This window comes from Bradyrhizobium barranii subsp. apii, assembly GCF_011516635.5.
GTDB lineage: Bacteria > Pseudomonadota > Alphaproteobacteria > Rhizobiales > Xanthobacteraceae > Bradyrhizobium > Bradyrhizobium barranii.
This window is the reverse complement of the sequence record NZ_CP096255.1, coordinates 1,858,053-1,871,344: the sequence shown is the minus strand read 5'-3', so window position 1 is coordinate 1,871,344 and position 13,292 is coordinate 1,858,053. Positions and strand designations below refer to the sequence as shown.

Annotated in this window: 14 protein-coding genes; 8 read left to right on the top strand and 6 right to left on the bottom strand. The window is 64.2% G+C overall.

The genetic code is table 11. From position 1 onward, the window contains the following. Positions 1-2: 2 nt before the first annotated feature. Entirely contained in the window at positions 3-1,562 is a 1,560-nt protein-coding gene (locus HAP41_RS08880) for a gluzincin family metallopeptidase (protein WP_166103468.1), read from the bottom strand. Positions 1,563-1,807: 245 nt separating this feature from the next. Between HAP41_RS08880 and uvrB the strand changes: the two genes are divergently transcribed. Together uvrB and HAP41_RS08870 are read left to right on the top strand one after the other, a co-directional pair. Beyond that, positions 1,808-4,768, top strand: a complete 2,961-nt coding sequence (uvrB, locus tag HAP41_RS08875) for an excinuclease ABC subunit UvrB (RefSeq protein WP_166103474.1) — start codon at positions 1,808-1,810, stop codon at positions 4,766-4,768. 129 nt (positions 4,769-4,897) lie between these two features. Further along, entirely contained in the window at positions 4,898-5,497 is a 600-nt protein-coding gene (locus tag HAP41_RS08870; protein WP_166103479.1) for a hypothetical protein, read from the top strand. Positions 5,498-5,988: 491 nt separating this feature from the next. Here HAP41_RS08870 and HAP41_RS08865 read toward each other — a convergent pair whose 3' ends face one another. After that, entirely contained in the window at positions 5,989-6,225 is a 237-nt protein-coding gene (locus HAP41_RS08865; RefSeq protein ID WP_166103482.1) for a hypothetical protein, read from the bottom strand. Positions 6,226-6,519: 294 nt separating this feature from the next. On the opposite strand from HAP41_RS08865, the gene HAP41_RS08860 reads away from it, so the two are divergent. The 5 genes from HAP41_RS08860 (at position 6,520) to HAP41_RS08840 (ending at position 10,219) form a co-directional block, all read left to right on the top strand. Then, complete coding sequence (locus HAP41_RS08860) at positions 6,520-6,972, top strand: nuclear transport factor 2 family protein (RefSeq protein ID WP_166103485.1); 453 nt, start codon at positions 6,520-6,522, stop codon at positions 6,970-6,972. 236 nt (positions 6,973-7,208) lie between these two features. Further along, positions 7,209-7,649 carry a nuclear transport factor 2 family protein gene (locus HAP41_RS08855; protein ID WP_063985546.1) on the top strand — a complete coding sequence of 147 codons (441 nt, stop codon included), beginning with the start codon at positions 7,209-7,211 and terminating at the stop codon, positions 7,647-7,649. 383 nt (positions 7,650-8,032) lie between these two features. Beyond that, positions 8,033-8,956 carry a hypothetical protein gene (locus HAP41_RS08850; RefSeq protein WP_166103490.1) on the top strand — a complete coding sequence of 308 codons (924 nt, stop codon included), beginning with the start codon at positions 8,033-8,035 and terminating at the stop codon, positions 8,954-8,956. 216 nt (positions 8,957-9,172) lie between these two features. Beyond that, on the top strand, positions 9,173-9,595 hold the full coding sequence (locus HAP41_RS08845) for a hypothetical protein (protein ID WP_071909569.1): 423 nt from the start codon (positions 9,173-9,175) through the stop codon (positions 9,593-9,595). A gap of 486 nt (positions 9,596-10,081) precedes the next feature. After that, complete coding sequence (locus HAP41_RS08840; RefSeq protein ID WP_014492018.1) at positions 10,082-10,219, top strand: hypothetical protein; 138 nt, start codon at positions 10,082-10,084, stop codon at positions 10,217-10,219. A gap of 42 nt (positions 10,220-10,261) precedes the next feature. Here the strand turns inward: HAP41_RS08840 and HAP41_RS08835 are convergent, their stop codons facing one another. The 3 genes from HAP41_RS08835 to HAP41_RS08825 all read right to left on the bottom strand — a co-directional run bounded on the left by HAP41_RS08835 (position 10,262) and on the right by HAP41_RS08825 (position 11,539). Further along, positions 10,262-10,408, bottom strand: coding sequence for a hypothetical protein (locus HAP41_RS08835; RefSeq protein WP_166103493.1), 147 nt, complete (start codon positions 10,406-10,408; stop codon positions 10,262-10,264). A 199-nt stretch (positions 10,409-10,607) separates the two neighbouring features. Then, positions 10,608-11,087: a MaoC family dehydratase gene (locus HAP41_RS08830; RefSeq protein WP_166103496.1), complete on the bottom strand. Its 480-nt coding sequence runs from the start codon at positions 11,085-11,087 to the stop codon at positions 10,608-10,610. After that, entirely contained in the window at positions 11,087-11,539 is a 453-nt protein-coding gene (locus HAP41_RS08825) for a MaoC family dehydratase (RefSeq protein ID WP_166103499.1), read from the bottom strand. Before HAP41_RS08825 ends, HAP41_RS08830 begins: the two co-directional genes overlap by 1 nt. A gap of 156 nt (positions 11,540-11,695) precedes the next feature. Between HAP41_RS08825 and HAP41_RS08820 the strand changes: the two genes are divergently transcribed. Then, positions 11,696-11,992, top strand: a complete 297-nt coding sequence (locus HAP41_RS08820) for a DUF4282 domain-containing protein (protein ID WP_063985551.1) — start codon at positions 11,696-11,698, stop codon at positions 11,990-11,992. Positions 11,993-12,152: 160 nt separating this feature from the next. On the opposite strand, the gene ychF is transcribed toward HAP41_RS08820, so the two are convergent. Further along, the gene (gene ychF, locus HAP41_RS08815; protein ID WP_028151572.1) at positions 12,153-13,250 is read right to left on the bottom strand and encodes a redox-regulated ATPase YchF; all 1,098 of its coding nucleotides are present in this window, start codon (positions 13,248-13,250) and stop codon (positions 12,153-12,155) included. Positions 13,251-13,292 lie beyond the last annotated feature (42 nt).

Sequence of the window (13,292 nt, the reverse complement as noted above, 5' to 3'; positions counted from 1 at the left end):
CCTCAAATGCAGCAGCCGCACAGGAAGCGGATGCGGGTCAGCACCCTTTTGCCGCCGACCGTGCGGATGACGTGGGTGCGAACATTGTTCGACGACGCATCGTCGGCCGCGGCGGCGGCCACCAGCCCTTTCTTCTTCTTCGCCGTCTTTGCGGCCGCCTTCGGCTTGCCGTCGAGCTCGATGCGACCGTTCCTGAGCAGCGTCTCGACGAAGGCGCCGACCTCGTCCTCCGTGCGGTTGTGCTCTGGCAACGCGCCGAGCACCGCCGCACGGGCGCCGGAGCGGCCGATCAGAACCGGCTCCGCGGCGAAGGCGACCACGCCGCGAAGTCTGGTGTCGATATCGTCGAGCGGGACTTCGCGCCGATGCACCGCTTCCGCCACGCCCTCCCCGAGCATGGCGAGCGGGCGGATCGCGAATCTGGCGCCCTTCGCGCCGATCCGCTCGCGCAGATCCGAGAGCGTGCTCGGCGCGATCGTGGCGCTCGCCTTCAGGATCTTGGGTGGCGGCCCCGCCAACGCCGCCGTCGGCGCGGTCATGGCGGCGCTGCCGAGCATGATGTCGTGATCGGAGAACGCCTTGCCGATGATCTCGCGATTGGCGCCGTTGTTGATCTGGCCGTCGGCCTTGACCATGGCCCGGCCCACGGACTGAAAATATCGCGCCGTCTCCGGCGTCTGCCGCACCGCTTCGACCAACAGCCTGCCGCAGGTCTGCGCGGCGGTCAGCAGCGCCGCCTCGCTGCCGGCGCCGCTCGCCGCGAACACGCCGCGGAGCGTGTCATAGAATGCGCCGGTGAAGACGCGGCTGAAATTGTGGCTCTCGCGCGTGAGCAATTCTGGCGGATCTTCGAACTTGCCGGCCGGCAAGGTGCTGGGCAGCTGCCATTTGAACGTATTCAGCGCCCGCCGCGGCTTCGAGGGATTGACGTTGCCGAACTGCTTGAGAATGGCGGCCGACAGATATTCGGAACTCGCCTCGACGAAATTCGGCTGGGACAGGTCGGGCGTGATCTCAAGCAGCTTGATCCGCGTCGCCTGGTCCGACAGCGCGGTCAGCAGGGCAACCACGTCGCCGAACGCTTCGTGAAACGCTCCGACCTCAGGTAGCGGGCTGTTGAACAGCTCCGGCCGCTGGGAATCGAGCAGGGCGTGGCCGACCTCATGGCTGACCGTGTCGGTGCTGGCCGCGGAGAAGGTGGTTGTGGTGCCGTCGTTGAAGTCGAAGAACCGAACACCTTGCGTGTCGTAATAGGCATTCAACCGCCGGGGGCCGACCGTTTCACCGTCATTGTAGGTCAGGCTGATGTCGATGCGAGGCCCTTGCGACCATCTGGCGAGGTTGCCGGCATAGGTCTCCCAGGCCTCCACAGCGGCGAGCGCCGCTTCCCGGCTCTGCCAGAACAGAAAGTCCCGCTGATTGACACCGAACGGGGCCTCGGCCGCGTGAGCCTCATAGTTGAAATTTGCACGCCCGGCCGGACGGTCGGGCCGCGCGTCCTGCTGCCGTTGCTGCATGTCGGTCACGGCATTGGGGTCGTTCGGGATGAAATTGATTGTCATGGAATCTACCCGCTGTTGAGGCGGCTGGCCGCGCCTGCGGCCGAAAGCGCCGCCGAGATGCACGAAAATGGTCAGATCATCGCGCAATAAACACCACCTAAAGTAGCGCCATCGCCGTCCGACGCAACGACAAATTTGTCGCGTCGGGGCGATCATGGCTCCTGCTGCCAACCTGCTGTCAGCAGCCTGAGCACGGACGTACCTTCGCTCTTTTCTGAAGGCCGGACTCGTCCCATATTCGGGACATGGCGAAGAAACCTGCTCCCCCGAAATCCCCCAAATCCAAGGCCCCGAACTCCAAGGCGCACCGCCCTGACGTGCAGCCGATCGGGCCGGCGCTGGCCGAACTTCTGAATCCCGCGATCAATCGCGGCGATGCCGGGCTGGGATCGGGCACCGGGCTGCAGCCGCCGCCGGACAATTCGCGCGACCGCCGCGCCGGGGGCGAAGCTGCCGCGCATCGGGCGCGTGCCTCGACGCCGAAGGAGTTTCCGCAGGATACGACGCGACCGATGCCGCTGCGGCCCAATCCGCAGTCGCCGGGCGCCCGCGCCTCGGAGAGCGGCGGTTTCGACGAGGCGCCGCAGGCCAATTACGGCACCGCGGCCACGATCCCGACGCTCGACCCGGAACTGGCGCGGCAGCTCGGGCTTCCCACCGAAGAGGACGACGCCGAGGCGCTGGCGCGTCCGCCACGTACCAAGATGGAGGCGCTCGGCGTCAAGGCGACCGCCGACGCGCTGGAATCGCTGATCCGCGAGGGCCGGCCGGAGTTCCGCAGGGACGACGGCTCCACCAAGGTGTGGACGCCGCACCGCCCGCCGCGCCCGGAAAAGTCCGAAGGCGGCGTGCGCTTCGAGATCAAGTCGCCGTACGAGCCGCGCGGCGACCAGCCGACCGCGATCGCCGAGCTCGTCGAGGGCATCCAGCGCAACGACCGTTCGCAAGTGCTGCTCGGCGTCACCGGCTCCGGCAAGACCTACACCATGGCCAAGGTGATCGAGGCGACGCAGCGGCCCGCCATCATCCTGGCGCCGAACAAAACGCTCGCCGCCCAGCTCTATGGCGAGTTCAGGAGTTTCTTCCCCGACAACGCGGTCGAGTACTTCGTCAGCTATTACGACTACTACCAGCCGGAAGCCTACGTTCCGCGCACCGACACCTACATTGAAAAGGATTCCTCCATCAACGAGCAGATCGACCGCATGCGCCACTCGGCGACGCGCGCGCTGCTCGAACGCGACGACGTCATCATCGTGGCGTCCGTATCCTGCATCTACGGTATCGGCTCGGTCGAGACCTACACCGCGATGACCTTCGCGCTGAAGAAGGGCGAGCGCATCGACCAGCGCCAGCTGATCGCCGACCTCGTCGCGCTCCAGTACAAGCGCACCCAGGCCGATTTTACCCGCGGTACCTTCCGCGTCCGCGGCGACGTCATCGACATCTTCCCGGCGCACTATGAAGACCGCGCCTGGCGCGTAAACCTGTTCGGCGACACCATCGAGACCATCGAGGAGTTCGATCCGCTCACCGGCCACAAGCAGGACGAGCTCGAATTCATCAAGATGTACGCCAACTCGCACTATGTGACGCCGCGCCCGACGCTGGTGCAGGCGATCAAGTCGATCAAATCGGAGCTGAAGCAGCGGCTCGACCAGCTGCACGACCAGGGCCGTCTGCTGGAAGCGCAGCGGCTGGAGCAGCGCACCACCTTCGATCTCGAGATGATGGAGGCGACCGGAAGCTGCGCCGGCATCGAGAACTATTCGCGCTATCTCACCGGGCGCCTGCCCGGCGAGCCGCCGCCGACGCTGTTCGAATACGTCCCCGACAATGCGCTGGTGTTCGCCGACGAGAGCCACGTCACCGTGCCGCAGATCGGCGGCATGTTCCGCGGCGACTTCCGGCGCAAGGCGACGCTGGCCGAATACGGTTTCCGCCTGCCCTCCTGCATGGACAATCGCCCGCTGCGCTTCGAGGAGTGGGACATGATGCGGCCCCAGACGGTCGCCGTGTCGGCCACGCCGAGCGGCTGGGAGCTGAACGAAAGCGGCGGCGTGTTCGTCGAACAGGTGATCCGACCGACCGGCCTGATCGATCCGCCCGTCAACATTCGCCCCGCCCGCACCCAGGTCGACGATCTCGTCGGCGAGGTCCGCGCCACCGCCCAGGCAGGCTATCGCTCGCTGATCACCGTGCTGACCAAGCGCATGGCGGAGGATCTCACCGAATATCTGCATGAGCAGGGCATTCGCGTCCGTTACATGCACAGCGATATCGACACCATTGAGCGTATCGAGATCATCAGGGACCTCCGTCTCGGCGCCTTCGACGCGCTGGTCGGCATCAACCTCTTGCGCGAAGGCCTCGACATTCCCGAATGCGCACTGGTCGCGATTCTGGACGCCGACAAGGAAGGCTTTTTGCGCAGTGAAACGTCCTTGATTCAGACCATCGGCCGCGCCGCGCGCAACGTCGACGGCAAGGTGATCCTCTATGCCGACCAGATGACGGGATCGATGGAGCGCGCCATCGCGGAAACCAATCGGCGCCGCGAAAAGCAGGTCGAGTACAACACCGCCAACGGCATCACGCCGGAGAGCGTGAAGAAGCAGATCGGCGACATCCTCAACTCCGTCTACGAGCGCGACCACGTGCTGGTCGAGGTCGGCGGCCACGACATGACCGACGACGTCATCTCGATCGGCCACAATTTTGAAGCCGTGCTCGCCGATCTCGAAACAAGGATGCGCGAGGCGGCAGCCGATCTGAACTTCGAGGAAGCCGCCCGCCTGCGCGACGAAGTCAAGCGCCTGCGCGCCACCGAGCTCGCAGTCGTCGACGACCCCACCGTCAAGCAGCGCACCGTGCAGGGCAAGGCCGGCGCCTATGCTGGCACCAAGAAGTACGGCGACGCCGCCAACCTGCCCGTCAGCGCGATGAAGAAGAAAACCGTGAGCTCCGCGCTGAAAGCGAGCGGCGGCGGCAGCGGCTCGAAGGTGCACAAGCCGCATCTCGACGAGATGCACGGGCCGGAATCGCTGCCTTATCGCGAGAACGCGTCACTGCCGTCAAAGCCGTTCGGTAGCACGAGCCGGATCATCCAGCCGACGGATTCTAGGCAGTCAGGGCCGGAGTTCGGGCCTGCGCCGAAGTCGACGGGCGGGCAGCCCGGGCGACGGGGTGGGTGGAAGAAGAGGTAGCGTCCAAAGACTTTATCTAAAATCATGCCCAACTGAGTGCGCCGTCCCCTGCTGACGTGCGCTGGCGCATTGTTACGAGCTTCGGGCTCGATAGCGTCCGTTGCCCATCTTGATGATTTGGAGCGCTTCATGAGCGACGAACCTACGTCTGCTGACATAAATCCGGAGTCCGTATCCTTTGACTTTTCATTTGATGAAAGCGCGGACTTCGAGCCGCTTTATCTGGCTCTCGGAAAACTCTCTCGCCACTGGGCGGCTTTCGAATACGTTCTTAATGATTCAATTTGGGAGCTCGCGAACGTGGAGCGACTCGCAGGCACTTGCATGACCGCGCAATTGATTGGACCTGGGCCACGTTTTCGATATCTTGCCTCGCTTTTTGAGTTGCGTGGCGTGAGTCCGGAACTCATTAAGGCGTTTAATTCACTATCCTCTGAAGCAGAGGGCCTTGGCAGGCAACGAAATCGATTCATACACGATGTAGTCGTGCTCAACAGCCAAGATCGCCAGCTCTATCGAGTGGAGACTACGGCTGATCGCAGAATACGACATGACTTCATCGTTATCGATCTAAAGGCCGTGGAGAAGCTTGTTGTCGAAATCGAACAGCTAACGGATCGGTTCGACAACCTTTTCGATCGTGCAATAGTCGAGACCCCTCCATGGCCTCGCACACAATATAGTGGGTCTGCTGGGATTCGTCGCGAACGCAATCAAGCAAGAGGCTGAGTTAAGCGGCCGAACGGTCTCTGACAAAGTTTTGCCGCCCTCACCCCACGCTCGCCGTCACCACGGCCATCACGGGCAGCAGCAGCACGATGGTTACGAGCTGGAGCGAGGCGGCCGGCTGGGTGCGCCATGCGGTGATCTGTCGGCGAGCGACAGATGGGCCTCGAAGAGGCTCACGCTCCGTCCCGCAGCAGCGGGCGGGTGAGCGAGCGGCGTCAGAGCTGACGGAAGAAGACGAGGTAGAGGGCGAGGCCGATCGTTGAGAACGATAGCAAGACGCCAAACCAATTGTATTTGACGCCTTGCGAACGGGAAGCGTTTCCCACGAAAGCGACGAGGCAATACAGGAACAGGATTGCGAGGACGACACCCCACAAGGACTTCCCAGCGTCCATCGTCCCCTCGCCCGATTCAACCCCCAGCGTTTGCACTGGAATTTACCATCGACGCGCACCGGATAAAAGAGGACGGGAGCGAGGTTTTCCGCAGCCTTACAGCTTCCCCTGCCCGTTCACCTGACCCTGCTGTTGCCGCTGCTTGTCCTGCTCGTTGGCGTGATGCCTGCCGTAGAGGCAGCCAGCGGCGGCGCCCAGGACGGCGTGATGGCCGGCATAGTGGCCGGCGACGCCGCCGACGACCGCGCCCTTGATGCAGCCCTTGGCGTTGGCGGCGGAGGTCGCGCCCAGCATCAGAAGTGCTGCGGCGACGGTGAGAAGCGGGGATTTCATGATCGATGTCTCCGGATCAGGTTCGGCGTCTCAACGAGCACCGACGGGCGCGGGTTCCCGCGTGCCGTGCGTGGCGGGACGCGCCCGCCGGCATGCACGCGGCGTCATCGCGGGACGCGAAAACCCGCTCGAAATCGTGCAGGCGACTACGTACGCAACCCATAATTGCATTTCATGAACCCGGCCTTGCATCGGCGCGTCATATGATCCGGACACCTTTGTTCTTGCGGATTGATGGACCCGCGGAGCGCGCATTGGCGTTTGCAATCGACACCCCACGAGGGCGGGAGCGGCATGACGGTTGAATCGCTGAACAGGCAACGCGTGCTGCATCTGCTGGACAGTTTTGCGCGCGGCGATATCGAGGCCGCGCTGTCGTGCTGCACCGACGACGTCGACTTCCTCACCCACGCGCCGATCGACGTGCTGCCGCACATGGTGCCGCGCCACGGCAAGCAGGAGCTGCGCGAGCTGTGGCAGACGGTCTGGTCGCGCTATTCCGAAATCCGCTACAAGGCGCCGCACATCCTCGCCGAGGGCGACGAGGTCGCGACCTACATGCACACCTACTTCAAGAAGCGCGGCAACGATCGCGTCGTGCAGTTCGACATGGCCGTGTTCTACAGCTTCCGGGGCGGACTGGTGGCGCAGATCCGCGAGATCATCGATTCCTACGATCTGGTGCAGCAGGTGCTGGAGCGGGAGATCGGGCCGCTGATCGTGGGCGCGCGGGTGGACGGAGGATGACCCTTCGCCCTCGCCACCGTTCTTACGGACAGATGAAGCAGAGACCGGAAGATTACGGGGTTCTGTTGTAAATCTCACAAACCCGCATCAATTGTGCATTGCGAAAACGTGAATTGCGTTTTGGCCGAAATCGCCTATTTTATTTGTATACGAATGAGTTGAGCGGCCCCCGCACCTTTTCTGTGCATGGGGTTGCTTTCCGTTTTTTCTGCAAGCCAGCTTCAGGACGCCCCCAAATGACAGAGCACAGCCTCTGGCGTTTCTCGCGCGCGTTGCATCGCGCGGTGAACGACCGGGATTTCAGGGACATCGAGGCCCTGATCGACGAGGACGTCGAGTGGGCGATCTACGGCCCGATCGACATGTTTCCGTTCCTCGGCGCGCGCCAGGGCCGGGACGCCGTGCTCGACGTCATCCGCCAGCTCGCCGACAATTTCCATGTCCGCCGCTTCGACCGCGAGAGCATCATGCTCGGCGTGGATTCCGCCGCTTCGATGCTGCGCTATTCGCTGACCGCGCTGGATTCCGACAAGCCGATCAGCTTGCGGGTGGCGCAGTTCGCCCAGTTCAGGGCGGGCAAGCTGATCAGCATGCGCGTGCTGGTCGACACCTTCGATCTGGTTGAACAGGCACTCGGCCGCGCCATTCATCTGCCGAAGATGACCCGCGTCGGCTGAGGGGGACGCCAACGGGCCCCGCTTGCCGGGACCGATGATTGATGCTCGCCCGACCCGCGTCCTGGCCTCCAGCCCCGCCGGATGCCGTCGTGGCGAAGCTCGTCATCGGGCGCGCGCCTTTCGCGCGGCCCGTTGGTTCGCCATTCCAGTGGTTTGATCATGATCTCCGCGCAAACGCGTTCCGCGTTTGTCGCGAGGGAAAACCGCTGCACACTTTGCGCCGGCGCGGCCCTTCGGGTCCGGATCATGCTCTGGCCGAGGCGAGCCGCCACAATTTCGCAACGATAGATCACCATGTGTTGAGCGGACGGAATGGCGCATGGTCATCACCGAAGGCCGCATTATAGTGGCGGCAAGCATGCGCTGGGCTCGCGGGCAGGACGATGGAATTCTCGACAGGTTTTGGCTGGACCAGGCTGACGGTGCTGGCGGCCGCATTCATTTTGGGCTCGGTTCTGACGGTCTCGGCGCAGATCATCCCGCCCTTCTCGGCGGCTGCGCCTGACGACGAGGCCGAGACCGAAGCCACAAAGACCGCCGCAGCCCCCGACGTCAACGACCCCGACATTTTAAAGGGCATCGACGTCGACAAGCTCGACTGGAGTCAACTCGCGGTCGACGCCGGCACCGGCAACGACGTCATGGCCGCCAAGAAGCGCGCCCAGGCCGCCGCCAAGGACGGACTGAACTGGTCGTCGAACGCGAACGCCAACGGCTCCTCGGCGGTGACGGTGAAGCAGTCGGTCTCCTCGTTCTGGGACGCCCGCATCGGCGCCGACATGACGGTGACGAGCGAGCCGCGGACGATGTCCGAGCTGCTGGCGCAGAAAGCCACCAATGGCGGCAGCCTGCCGCAATCCTCCGGCAGCGCCTGGGCGGCGGCGACCGCGCCGGGCGCCGGCTCGATCTGGGACAAGACCGCGGTGGAAGCCCGCGTCGATCCCGGCGCCGAACAGAGCAAGATCGGGGCGTCGCTGATCAAGTCGGTGCCGCTGTCGAGCGACACGTCGCTGACGCTCCAGAACGGCTACAGCGTCAACCAGCAGGGCACCACCGCGGTGCCCGGCATCGGCGGGCACGTCACGCGCAATTACGAGACCGATCAGAGCGCCAAGGTCACCCTCACCGACACCGGCACCAGCATCACCGCGGGCCAGTCGCTGTCGACCACCGACGACAAATGGCTGCGCAAGGTCGGCGCGGAGCAAAAGCTGTTCGACAACGTCACCGTCTCCGGCTCGGTCGGCGAGACCTCGCAGGGCGCGATCAACAAGAGCCTGACGGCGGGCTTCAAGAAGAGCTGGTAGCAGTCCAGCGCCCACCCTCTCCCGTCATCCCGGGATAGGTTCGTTTTCCCAGTAGTTCAGACTCTCGTAACCATACGCCACGGCAAAGCCCCCGAATCGTCCGCCCTTGCCGTATCTCGGCCAAGTTGCGGTCAAAATCCGACGCCCTAGTCGGATGATCGAACTCGTCGTGCGGGGGACACTCGCGCTGCGCTCAACGCGAACAGGGGAATAACGATGAACGCCATGCGTCCGGAAAAGACCGAACCCACCGAGACCGAGACGGTCGACACCAACCTCGCCGCAGTGACGGAAGTCGAAGCCGGCATCCGCGACTTCGTCCGCAACGACATCGCCTATCTGCGCCGGCCGGCATCGGGAACCACCGACACGCCGCCGCTCGATCCGAGCGCGGAAGCCACCGTCACCAACGTCAACTCGCTGATCCAGCGCGTCGCCGGCACCTCGCTCGCCGAGATCGAGAACCTGATCTCCGAGCTCGAGAGCCTGCGCGACCTGCTCCATGCCGAAGGCCAGCGCGTCCAGCGCGAGATCTCCGGCTACGCCCAGCTCAGCCAGGCCGCGATGAAGTCGACCCGCATGATCGCCGACAACGTCGCGCAGTGGAAGCGCGCCGCCGACGGCCTGCGCAACAGCTGATCATTCACGTCAAGCACCACCAGCCGCCGCGTTCCGCAAGGGGCGCGGCGGTTTTGATTCGTGGGGGAGTTGGATGCGCACAAGCTCCCCACAATAGGTGTCATCGCCCGACTTGCCGCCTTCGCTAAGGCTTCGGCGGCCGAGTGAGTTCTTGGCCCGGCGAAGCCCTTGGCGGAGACGGGATCGGGCGATCCAGTATTCCAGAGACAATGAGGCAAGAGCCGAGACGCCGCAGCGTACTGGATACCCCGGTCCCGGCTCCGCCAAGGCTACGCCGGGCCACAAGCTCGCCCGGCCGCCGAAGCTTCAGCGAAGGCGGCAAGCCGGGGCATGACAGCGGAGGGTGTGGCTGCGAAAGATTGGGGCAGTGGACATGCGTTCACACAGTCAATGCAGCCGGCCCGGTTCACTTTGAACCCTCCGCGCCCCAGCGCCGACCAATGCCAAGCGCCCGCAGCCTTGCGGCCGGGCCTGGGGACATTTCAGATGGAAAGCATTCGGCCCGACAATACGGACCCTATCCCGCTGCGGCCCGCGCCGAACCAGTTCGGCACGATCATGCTGCGCTTCGTCGGATTGCTGGCGGTCGCGATCGCGGTGCTGGCGTTCGTCTATAGCCGCTGACGGCGGAGGCCGGACGTCCGGCCCCGAAGAGTTAACGAGCCCTTAACGGCTCGCGTCGACCGTCGAGGCTTCCAGGGTGTAGCCGCCATCGGCATAGCCCTTCACCACCATGCCGGCGACCAGCATCACTGCCAGCGTCGCGGTCGCAAAGATAAATCCCACCAGCTTGAGTGCGCCGCGGTCTGCCATGGTCCTCGTCCCCTGTTCTCTGCCCAATTCGTTTCAATTAGACAGCGACAGGTTCATAATTGGTTAGCAACTCGATGGTTCCGCCAACTGCTTCGCGGGTCATCATGTTGAGCAGGCTTATGGCAGCCGCCCGGAATCGCGTCCATAGCGCGCGGGCAACACTCGCGCACACATTTGGACTGTTCATCTTGGAACAGGTCTAACCGCCCTTCCGCATCGGCACGAAGGCGCTGGCGGTGATGGAATAGACCTCCTCGCCGCGCTGGTTGGTGCCGGTGGTGCGGGCCGTCAGAATGCCCCAGCCGGGGCGCGAGGCGGAGCTACGCTTGTCGATGACTTCGTTGACGTAGGCGACGGTGTCGCCGGCGAGCACCGGCCTGATCCAGCGCAGGTCGCGAAAGCCCGGCGACGGCCCCCACACCGCGACCTCCTCGCCGCGCGACGCAGCCTCACGCGCCAGACGCTGGCCATCGGCGACAAGCAGGCTCATGCAGGCCGAGCCGACATGCCAGCCCGAGGCCGCAAGGCCGCCGAACAGCGAGTTCTTGCCTTCCTCCTCGTCGAGGTGGAAGCGCTGCGGATCGAACTTTGCGGCGAACGTCTTGATGGACTCCGCGGTGAACATGTAGGCGCCGATCTCGCGGCGGTGGCCGATCTCGATCTCCTCGAAGAAGGGCATCAGACTGCTCCCTCGCGGCGCTTGATCAGGATCGGCGAGGTCATCTCGCACAGCGCCTCGCCCTTGGCGTTGCGCACCGTGCATTTGAACTTGACGATGCCGAGCTCCGGCCGGCTCTTCGAGGCGCGCGCCTCCAGCACGTCGACGTCGAGCATGAGATCGTCGCCGGGCCGCAAGGGTGACAGCCAGCGCACCTCGTCGACGCCGGGCGAGCCGAGCGAAGCGGCGCGTGTGATGAAGCCATCGGCCATCATCCGCATCATCAGCGAGCAGAGGTGCCAGCCCGAGCCGGACAGGCCGCGCAGCATGCTCTTGGCCGCGGCCTCCTCATCGAGGTGCATCGGCTGCGGATCGAACTCGGCGGCGAAAGCCAAGATCTCGTCGCGGGTGACATGGCGCGGGCCGAATGTTCCGAACCGGCCGGGCGGGAAATCTTCGAAGGTCAGGGTCATCTCGGGAATGCTTTGAGGGAATGACAGATTGTGGCCGCACTTTGCGGCAATCTCAACCCGCCGGCCCGCATGGCTCGTGCTACATATGGGGTGTCGGCGTTGGTCTTGAGTCGGATCAACCGGCAGGCCGAGGCCCGATTTGCCCTGGGGAGAGCAATGTTTTCATTCAGCGACCTGTTTCAATGGGACCGATTCATAACCCCTACGATCATCAAGACCTTCTACTGGCTGGTGATCGCACTGATCTGCCTGTTCGGCCTTTCCGGAATCTTCTCCGGTCTCGCGACGATGGCGATCAGCCCGTTCGGCGGCTTCCTGGTGCTGCTGTCATCGATCGCGAGCATCGTTGTCGGCATCGTGTTCTCGCGCATCGCCGCGGAGCTGATCCTGATCGTCTTCCGCATCAACGAGCATCTCGGCGCGATCCGCGACCAGGGCGGCGGGGCGCGGTGAGGCGGCTGCAGGTGCCGTAGGGTGGGCAAAGGCGCAAAGCGCCGTGCCCACCATCCTTTCGCGATTTGAGAGAGACGTGGTGGGCACGCTTCCGCCTTCGCTCTTCGAGCTACGGCGGACAAGTCGCTTTGCCCACCCTACAGCACCGCTCTTTCGCGTCTTACGTATTGAACCTGAAGTGCATCACGTCGCCGTCGGCGACGACGTATTCCTTGCCTTCGAGACGCAGCTTGCCGGCATCGCGGGCGCCGGCTTCGCCGTTCAGCGCGACATAGTCCTCATACGCAATCGTCTCGGCGCGGATGAAGCCTTTTTCGAAGTCGGTGTGGATCACGCCGGCCGCGCCCGGGGCCTTGGTGCCGCGATAGATGGTCCAGGCGCGCGCTTCCTTCGGGCCCACCGTGAAATAGGTGATGAGGTCGAGCAGGGTATAGCCGGCGCGGATCAGGCGATCGAGGCCGGCTTCTTCGAGACCCAGCGTCTCCAGGAAGTCGGCACGCTCCTCGCGCGAAATGGTGGCGATCTCGGATTCGATCTTGGCGGAGATGACGACGGCAACGGCGCCTTCCTTGGCCGCCTGCTCCTCCACCGCCTTGGAGAACGAATTGCCCGTGGCGGCCGAGCCTTCCTCGACGTTGCAGACGTAGAGCACGGGCTTCGACGACAGCAGGCCGAGCATCCCGAAGGCGCGCTCCTCCTCCGCCTTGCGCTCGACGAGGCGGGCGGGCTTGCCCTCGCGCAGCAACACCAGCGTGCGGTTGACGAGGTCGAGCTGCTCCTTGGCGTCCTTGTCGTTGCCCTTGGCCTTCTTCGTGAGGTTGTCGACGCGCTTCTCGAGGCTGTCGAGGTCGGCGAGCATCAGCTCGGTCTCGATGGTCTCGATGTCGGCGAGCGGGGCGATCTTGCCCTCGACATGCGTGATGTCGGAATCCTCGAAGCAGCGCACGACATGCGCGATGGCGTCGACCTCGCGGATGTTGGCGAGGAACTGGTTGCCGAGGCCTTCACCCTTGGAGGCGCCGCGCACGAGGCCGGCGATGTCGACGAAGGTCAGCCGGGTCGGGATGATCTGCGCCGATTTGGCGATGGCCGAGAGCTTGTCGAGCCGCGGATCGGGCACGGCGACTTCGCCGACATTCGGCTCGATGGTGCAGAACGGATAGTTCGCGGCCTGCGCCGCGGCCGTCTCGGTCAGCGCATTGAACAAGGTCGACTTGCCGACATTGGGCAACCCGACGATCCCGCATTTAAATCCCATGGTCGTCCTCTATCCGTATTCGTCATGGCCGGGCCTGACGGA

Coding starts and splice junctions, on each gene's coding strand:
- HAP41_RS08880 (WP_166103468.1), bottom strand. CDS start 1,562: ATGACAATCAATTTCATCCCGAACGACCCCAATGCCGTGACCGACATG.
- uvrB (WP_166103474.1), top strand. CDS start 1,808: ATGGCGAAGAAACCTGCTCCCCCGAAATCCCCCAAATCCAAGGCCCCG.
- HAP41_RS08870 (WP_166103479.1), top strand. CDS start 4,898: ATGAGCGACGAACCTACGTCTGCTGACATAAATCCGGAGTCCGTATCC.
- HAP41_RS08865 (WP_166103482.1), bottom strand. CDS start 6,225: ATGAAATCCCCGCTTCTCACCGTCGCCGCAGCACTTCTGATGCTGGGC.
- HAP41_RS08860 (WP_166103485.1), top strand. CDS start 6,520: ATGACGGTTGAATCGCTGAACAGGCAACGCGTGCTGCATCTGCTGGAC.
- HAP41_RS08855 (WP_063985546.1), top strand. CDS start 7,209: ATGACAGAGCACAGCCTCTGGCGTTTCTCGCGCGCGTTGCATCGCGCG.
- HAP41_RS08850 (WP_166103490.1), top strand. CDS start 8,033: ATGGAATTCTCGACAGGTTTTGGCTGGACCAGGCTGACGGTGCTGGCG.
- HAP41_RS08845 (WP_071909569.1), top strand. CDS start 9,173: ATGAACGCCATGCGTCCGGAAAAGACCGAACCCACCGAGACCGAGACG.
- HAP41_RS08840 (WP_014492018.1), top strand. CDS start 10,082: ATGGAAAGCATTCGGCCCGACAATACGGACCCTATCCCGCTGCGGCCC.
- HAP41_RS08835 (WP_166103493.1), bottom strand. CDS start 10,408: ATGGCAGACCGCGGCGCACTCAAGCTGGTGGGATTTATCTTTGCGACC.
- HAP41_RS08830 (WP_166103496.1), bottom strand. CDS start 11,087: ATGCCCTTCTTCGAGGAGATCGAGATCGGCCACCGCCGCGAGATCGGC.
- HAP41_RS08825 (WP_166103499.1), bottom strand. CDS start 11,539: ATGACCCTGACCTTCGAAGATTTCCCGCCCGGCCGGTTCGGAACATTC.
- HAP41_RS08820 (WP_063985551.1), top strand. CDS start 11,696: ATGTTTTCATTCAGCGACCTGTTTCAATGGGACCGATTCATAACCCCT.
- ychF (WP_028151572.1), bottom strand. CDS start 13,250: ATGGGATTTAAATGCGGGATCGTCGGGTTGCCCAATGTCGGCAAGTCG.